General features: G+C 57.7%; 7 protein-coding genes. 6 read left to right on the forward strand and 1 reads right to left on the reverse strand.

The window, feature by feature from the left end; translation table 11 throughout:
* Positions 1–17: 17 nt before the first annotated feature.
* Complete coding sequence (tauA, locus tag BZK31_RS25110; protein WP_083185959.1) at positions 18–995, reverse strand: taurine ABC transporter substrate-binding protein; 978 nt, start codon at positions 993–995, stop codon at positions 18–20.
* Between the two features lie 777 nt (positions 996–1772).
* Here tauA and BZK31_RS25115 point away from each other — a divergent pair.
* The 6 genes from BZK31_RS25115 (at position 1773) to BZK31_RS25140 (ending at position 7117) form a co-directional block, all read left to right on the forward strand.
* Positions 1773–3134, forward strand: a complete 1362-nt coding sequence (locus BZK31_RS25115; protein WP_083185960.1) for an OprD family porin — start codon at positions 1773–1775, stop codon at positions 3132–3134.
* Between the two features lie 170 nt (positions 3135–3304).
* On the forward strand, positions 3305–3943 hold the full coding sequence (locus BZK31_RS25120) for a peroxiredoxin (protein WP_083185961.1): 639 nt from the start codon (positions 3305–3307) through the stop codon (positions 3941–3943).
* 331 nt (positions 3944–4274) lie between these two features.
* Positions 4275–5240 carry a sulfonate ABC transporter substrate-binding protein gene (locus BZK31_RS25125; RefSeq protein WP_083185962.1) on the forward strand — a complete coding sequence of 322 codons (966 nt, stop codon included), beginning with the start codon at positions 4275–4277 and terminating at the stop codon, positions 5238–5240.
* A 28-nt stretch (positions 5241–5268) separates the two neighbouring features.
* Entirely contained in the window at positions 5269–6066 is a 798-nt protein-coding gene (gene ssuC, locus BZK31_RS25130) for an aliphatic sulfonate ABC transporter permease SsuC (RefSeq protein WP_083185963.1), read from the forward strand.
* Complete coding sequence (gene ssuB, locus BZK31_RS25135) at positions 6063–6875, forward strand: aliphatic sulfonates ABC transporter ATP-binding protein (RefSeq protein ID WP_083185964.1); 813 nt, start codon at positions 6063–6065, stop codon at positions 6873–6875. Before ssuC ends, ssuB begins: the two co-directional genes overlap by 4 nt.
* Before the next feature lie 26 nt (positions 6876–6901).
* Positions 6902–7117, forward strand: coding sequence for a TOBE domain-containing protein (locus BZK31_RS25140; protein ID WP_002555770.1), 216 nt, complete (start codon positions 6902–6904; stop codon positions 7115–7117).
* The last annotated feature ends 172 nt before the right edge of the window (positions 7118–7289 follow it).

Raw genomic sequence — 7289 nt, forward strand, 5'->3', positions numbered from 1 at the left:
TCCTTGCCGGTGGTCGATCAATGGGGAATGAACTGAGCCGTCACATAGGGCGAGTAATCGGGCAGCACCGCGTCGACCTTGCCCTGCTCTTTAAGGAAGGCCGCGGTCTTGCTGACTGCCTCGATGGTGGGGGCGCCGAGCAGCGCGGTCTGATCAGCGGCCAGCGGATAGACGTTGCCTTGCAGCAGGCCGGGAATGTCCGCTGCCTTGGCACCCGAGAGTCGGGTCAGTTTGTCGATGTTCGACGGATTGGCGATCCAGGCGGCCGGATCCTGGCGATAGCTGGCGTAGGCGTCGAGCGTGACCCTGGCGAATGCGCTGACCACTTCAGGGTGCTTGGCGGCAAAGTCCTTGCGCACGATCCAGGCGTCAAAGGTGGGCGCGCCGACCTTGGCCAGTTCGCCGGACGTGATGAGCACCTTGCCCGTTTCCTTGGCCACGCCCAGTGCCGGGTCCCACACATAGGTGGCGTCGATGTCGCCGCGCTTCCACGCTGCCGCTATTGCAGGCGGTGCCAGGTTGAGGATCGTGACCTTGGCGGGGTCGATGTTCCAGTGTTTGAGCGCGGCCAGCAGGCTGTAATGGCCGGTGGAAACGAACGGCACGGCGATCTTTTTGCCGATCAGGTCCTGCGGCGAGTCGATTCCCGAACCGTTGCGGGCAACCAGTGCTTCGGCGGCGCCGATCCGGGTGGCAATCAGGAACGTTTCCACTGGCAGCTTGCGCGTGGCAGCCGCCGTGAACGGACTTGAGCCCAGATAGCCGATCTGCACGTCCCCGGAGGCAATTGCGGTGATCACGTCCGCGCCGTTTTCGAACTTGCGCCAGGAGATCTTCGAGTCGGTGGCTTTCTCGTAAGCGTTGTCGGACTGAGCGACTTTCGCCGGATCGACAGTGGTCTGATAGGCCACAGTGAAGTCAGCCGCTTGCGCGATATAGGCTGCGCCAGTCAGCGACAGCGCCGTCAGCAGGCGCAGGGAAAAATGCAGTTTCATGGTGGTGCTCCGAATCAGGCGGGCCGAAGACTGGCTGAATACAGAGGCTAAATGATCTAAGAATTCTGAAATAAATAACTTTTAAGCATTAGCTTATGAAGGGTTTTGTCTCGTTATGGAGAACGCTGACAGGCGGATCGGCATATTGCCGTCTATCCTGCATCTGCCAACTGGCTCAAAGCGCGAGTGCACGACAGTAAAACGCCTCTTTTGTTCACCGCCCCCGCCTGAGTGAGGGCTTTTCAGAGGTTGAAAACGGGTCGTTTGGAGCTGGAAAAACGATTCTGGAATTTTTTTTCATACGGGCGACTGGACGCCGTCAAAGCGGTGACAACTGTAATATTTTCTCCCTATTCTCCCCGAAGCTCCCGATTTACAAGGGTTTTAGCAGAGATGGCTAAAGGCCTTTTGTGCTACGGGCGTGACCGGCGGGTCTTGAACTGGCCATTTGGTTGCATGAAACAGAACGATCAGACGAGCGGTAGCAAAATATATTTTGTGAATTAGCGAATTAGGTCGATACACTCCGTGACGTCGTGATTGACACGAGTTGTGACATATATCGAAAAGTTATCACTTGGGATGAATCAATTCCTTTTGAGCTTGGAGGTTTTTCACTACCGTCCAGCCACCGACATGCGCGGTCTAGTCAAGCAGTCGGGGCGTACAGAAACCATTGACCTCAAGGTCGGGCCTGTCGCCTGCGCGAATCCACGGGTCAGAGCAAAATGCTCGGCACCGTGGAAATAAAAAATTAGATTCACGAGGAGCGTTGCAATGAAGAAGTCCACCCTGGCCCTGGCCGTAACCGTTGGTGTATTGGCGCAACAGGCCGGTGCAGCTGGTTTCATCGAAGACAGTAAAGCGTCCATCAGTTCTCGTACTCTGTATTTCAACAACGACCTGCGTGAAGGCGTTCGTGCACAGGACCAGCGTGAAACCGCTACCGGTCTGAAGTTCGACTACCTGTCTGGCTACACTCAAGGCACTGTTGGTTTCGGTCTTGATCTGCAAGCTGTAATGGGGATTCATCTGGGTGGTGGTGTTCAGCACCATTCGACTACTTCCGCCAACACTGTTGTGCCTACCGACACTGATGGTTCTTCCGTCAGCGACTGGAGCCGCGCTGGTGCCAACGCCAAGGTGCGCTTCTCCAAGACCGAGCTGAAAGTCGGTAACGCGCTCGCGCCTAACCTGCCGATCCTGGTCAGCAACGACGGTCGTCTGTTGCCGCAAGCCTTCGAAGGCGGCATCGTGACCTCCAAGGACCTGGACAATGTGACCTTCACTGGCGGTCAGCTGACCCAGTCCATCGGTCGTGCTTCGAGCAACTGGTCTGATCTGTCCGTTGCGGGTGCCTCTCAGGGCAGCGACGAATTCCGTTTTGCCGGTGCTGACTGGAAAGTCACCAAAGACCTGACCCTGCAGTACTACTACGCCAATCTGGAAGACTTCTACAAGCAGCACTTCCTGGGTCTGGTTCACCTCTACCAGATCAACGAAAACCAGTCCTTCAAGACTGACCTGCGTTACTTCAACAGCAGCGCAGACGGCAAGAACAGCAGCAACACCGCAGGCTACGGTTTCAACAACAACAACGGTTATGCCAAAACTACCGGTGAAGTTGATAACCAGACCTGGTCCGCCATGTTCACTTACGCCTTGGGCGGTCATGCGTTCATGGTTGGTCACCAGCAGGTCGGCGACGACGGCGGTATGGTCTTCCTGAACCAGGGCAACGTAGTTGACGGTCGCGGCCGTGGCGAAGGTAACGGCGGCGCAAGCTTCTACCTGTTCACTGACTCGATGATCAACGGCTTCAACCGTGCCGGTGAGAACACCACCTTCGGTCAGTACTCGTTCGACTTCGCCAAGGTTGGCGTTCCTGGCCTCAAGGCCGCGATTGCCTACCTGCATGCTGACGACATCAAGGGGGCTCGCAACACTGCCGCCTTCGGCAAAGAGTACTCCGAGTGGGAACGTGACATGCGCGTTGATTACGTCGTGCAGAGCGGTCCTTTGAAAGGTTTCGGTACTACCGTTCGTTACGGTACCTACCGTGCCGACGATGGTCTGAACAACTCGACGAATACCGACCAGGCTCGTGTGATCTTCAACTACACCTACAACTTCATGTAAGTGTACTGAGGCTCAAGGAGACCCCGCCCCGTGCGGGGTTTCTTTTGCCTGTTTTTTGATATTCGTTATCGGTCTAACCAAAGCGATATCCATTCTTTTTAATTTTCTTCACTGACAGGCACAGTACGTCTTAACTGAAAGACTCATCGAACAAGACAAGGAGCCACACCATGACACTGCGACTTGGCGATATCGCCCCTGACTTCGAACAGGAATCCAGTGAGGGCCGCATACGCTTCCATGAATGGTTGGGCGACAGTTGGGGGGTACTGTTTTCTCACCCTGCGGATTTCACGCCGGTCTGCACCACCGAGCTGGGTTTTACCGCCAAATTGAAAGACGAGTTCGCCAAACGCGGCGTGAAGGCGATCGCCCTGTCGGTTGACCCGGTCGACTCACACGTCAAATGGATCGACGACATCAACACCACACAGAACACCCGGGTCAATTTCCCGATCCTGGCCGACGCGGACCGCAAGGTGTCCGACCTGTACGACCTGATTCATCCCAATGCCAGCGATACCCTGACCGTGCGCTCGCTGTTCGTGATCGATCCGAACAAGAAAGTGCGCCTGACCATTACCTATCCTGCCAGCACCGGACGTAACTTCAACGAGATCCTGCGGGTCATCGATTCTCTGCAATTGACCGACAACTACAAGGTCGCCACGCCCGCCAACTGGGTGGACGGCGAAGACGTGGTTATCGTGCCGTCGATCAAGGACGAAGAAGAAATCAAGCAGCGCTTTCCCAAAGGCTACAAGGCCGTCACGCCTTACCTGCGCCTGACGCCTCAGCCCAACCGTTGATTTCCTGATTTACCAAGCGTGGGGTTATTCGGGCCGATTTATCGGCCCTTTTTTATGCGCGGTATTCGTGGATCGTCAGGATCGCAGCCGATGTGCCCGTGCAAAAAAATTGATGCAGAGCGTCACGGGCCGCATGCATGCGCGGAGTATCGCCGCGATCAGCGTCCGGCCAATCGATGCCGGGCGTTCATTATCGGCGAGACCAAATTCATATATGTTTTTATGGAATAAACAAATGAATAAATGAGATTTATAGATATAAAAAATCACTGGTACTGTCACTCCATTCCGGCGCTTTGCGCTACTTCACTATCTGGGAAAGGAGCGCGCCATGCGCACTGTCAATTTGCGTCGAGGTCTGGCCGCTCTGCTGGCTGCAGCCGTCACGTTGGGGGCTTTGAGCCAGGCTCAGGCCGAAGACTTGCGTATCGGCTATCAAAAATACGGCACGCTGGTGCTGCTCAAGGCCAAGGGCTCGCTCGAGAAGCGTCTGGCCGAGCAAGGCGTCAAAGTGCAGTGGACAGAATTCCCCGGCGGTCCGCAGTTGCTCGAAGGCCTGAACGTCGGCTCGATCGATTTCGGCGTCACCGGTGAAACGCCTCCGGTGTTTGCCCAGGCGGCCGGTGCCGATCTGCTCTATGTGGCTTACGAGCCGCCCGCGCCGACCAGCGAAGCGATTCTGGTGCCGAAGGACTCTCCCATCACCTCGGTCAAGGACCTCAAGGGCAAGAAGGTCGTCCTCAATAAAGGCTCTAACGTGCATTACCTGTTGGTCCGAGCGCTGGAAGACGCAGGCCTGAAGTATTCCGATATCCAGACCGTGTTCCTGCCGCCTGCCGATGCCCGCGCCGCCTTCGAGCGGGGCAGTGTCGACGCGTGGGTCATCTGGGACCCTTACCAGGCTGCTGCTGAAAAACAGCTGCAGGCACGCACGCTCAAGGACGGTTCCGGCATCGTCGACAACCATCAGTTCTACCTGGCGACCAAGCCTTACGCGCAGAAAAACCCGAAAGTGATTCAGGCCTTGATCGAAGAGGTTCGTGCAGTGGGTGAGTGGTCCAAGGCCAACCCCGAAGAGGTGACCAAACAGGTCGCGCCGTTGCTGGGGCTGCCCGCCGATATCACGTTGACCTCGGTCAAGCGTCAGGGTTACGGCGCACTGTTCATCACCCCGCCTGTGGTCGCGGCTCAGCAGAAGATTGCCGACACTTTCTACCAACTCAAATTGATCCCCAAGCCGCTCAGCATCGCTGACGTGGTCTGGACGCCACCTGCTGCTGTCGCTCAAGCACAGTGATTGACAGGCCCTTCGAGGAGACCACTCCATGAGCCTCAGTGCTTCGCAACGCATCACTCACCGGCTGGCGCCTTGGGCGCTGCCTGTTCTGCTGTTAGCGGTCTGGCAACTGTCGGTCAGCGCCGGCTGGTTATCCACGCGGATTCTCCCGGCGCCGAGCGCGGTCATCGAGGCCGGCATTCAACTGGTCTCCAGCGGCGAGATCTGGACTCATCTGGCCATCAGCGGCTGGCGTGCCGGTGTCGGTTTTGCGATCGGTGGCGGCATCGGTCTGGCGCTGGGTTTCATTACCGGCCTGAGCAAATGGGGCGAGCGCCTGCTCGACAGCTCCGTGCAGATGATCCGTAACGTGCCACACCTGGCACTGATTCCGCTGGTTATCCTGTGGTTTGGCATCGATGAGACCGCGAAGATCTTTCTGGTCGCGCTGGGCACTCTGTTCCCGATCTACCTCAACACCTATCACGGCATTCGCAACATCGATCCGGCGCTGGTGGAAATGTCGCGCAGCTATGGGCTGTCCGGCTTCAGCCTGTTTCGTCATGTGATCCTGCCGGGCGCCATGCCTTCGATTCTGGTCGGCGTGCGCTTTGCGCTGGGCTTCATGTGGCTGACGCTGATCGTGGCCGAAACCATCTCGGCGAGCTCGGGCATTGGTTATCTGGCGATGAATGCCCGTGAGTTTTTGCAAACCGACATCGTGGTGCTGGCGATCGTGCTGTACGCCGTGCTCGGCAAACTGGCCGACCTGGCGGCGCGCGGTCTGGAACGGGTCTGCCTGCGCTGGCACCCGGCCTATCAAGTCAGCAAAGGCGGTGCCGCATGAGCAATCTGAAACAACAACCTGCCCATCTGCTGCGCGGCATTCCGCTGGCGATCCGAAACCTGAAAAAGGCCTTTGGTTCCCGCGAGGTGCTCAAGGACATCGACCTGCATATTCCGGCCGGGCAATTTGTCGCGGTGGTGGGTCGCAGCGGTTGCGGGAAAAGCACCTTGCTGCGTCTGCTGGCCGGTCTGGACAAGCCCACCGAGGGTGAGTTGCTGGCAGGCTCCGCGCCGTTGGCCGATGCCCGCGAAGACACGCGCCTGATGTTTCAGGAGGCACGTCTGCTGCCCTGGAAAAAGATCATCGACAACGTCGGTCTCGGCCTGAGTGGCGACTGGCGTGGCCAGGCTCTCGAAGCGCTGGAAGCGGTCGGTCTGGCCGAGCGCGCCAATGAGTGGCCGGCGGCCTTGTCCGGTGGTCAGAAACAACGCGTGGCACTGGCCCGCGCCCTGATTCATAAACCACGCCTGCTATTGCTCGACGAACCGCTGGGCGCGCTGGATGCCCTGACGCGCATTGAAATGCAGCAACTGATCGAGAAGTTGTGGCACCAGTATGGCTTCACCGTGTTGCTGGTTACCCACGATGTCAGCGAGGCGGTTGCGATTGCCGACCGCGTGATTCTGATCGAAGAAGGGCGCATCGGCCTCGACCTGCTGATCGATCTGCCGCGCCCCAGGTCGCGAGGCTCGCATCGTCTTGCTGCGCTTGAAACCGAAGTCCTCAACCAGGTGCTGTCCATTCCCGGTTCACCGCCTGAACCCGAACCCACTTCACCCTTGCCCACGCAGCTGCGTTGGGCCACTTAATCCCGATCCCCACAGGAAGACATGCCATGACTATCAAAGCCATCAACGTTCGTAACCAGTTCAAAGGCACCATCAAGGAAATCGTCCACGGTGACGTGCTGTCCGAAATCGACGTGCAGACCGCTTCTGGTGTTGTCACATCGGTGATCACCACTCGCTCTGTCAAAGAGCTTGAGCTGGTCGTGGGCAGCGAAGTGATTGCCTTCGTAAAATCCACCGAGGTGTCGATCGCCAAACTGTGAACATGCGCCAACACCCGACCCCGGACGGTGAAAACCTTCGGGGTTTTTTGCGTTCGGGCTAGCAGTTCTGACAGGTGCACACCGTGGGCGTTTTGCGGGAAGCTGGTGGTCCGTCTTCGGGAGGGCCCGACATGGCCTATTCAGCGTTCAACATGCTGTGCCGCTATCGCTA

The organism is Pseudomonas floridensis, assembly GCF_002087235.1.
GTDB classification, from domain to species: domain Bacteria; phylum Pseudomonadota; class Gammaproteobacteria; order Pseudomonadales; family Pseudomonadaceae; genus Aquipseudomonas; species Aquipseudomonas floridensis.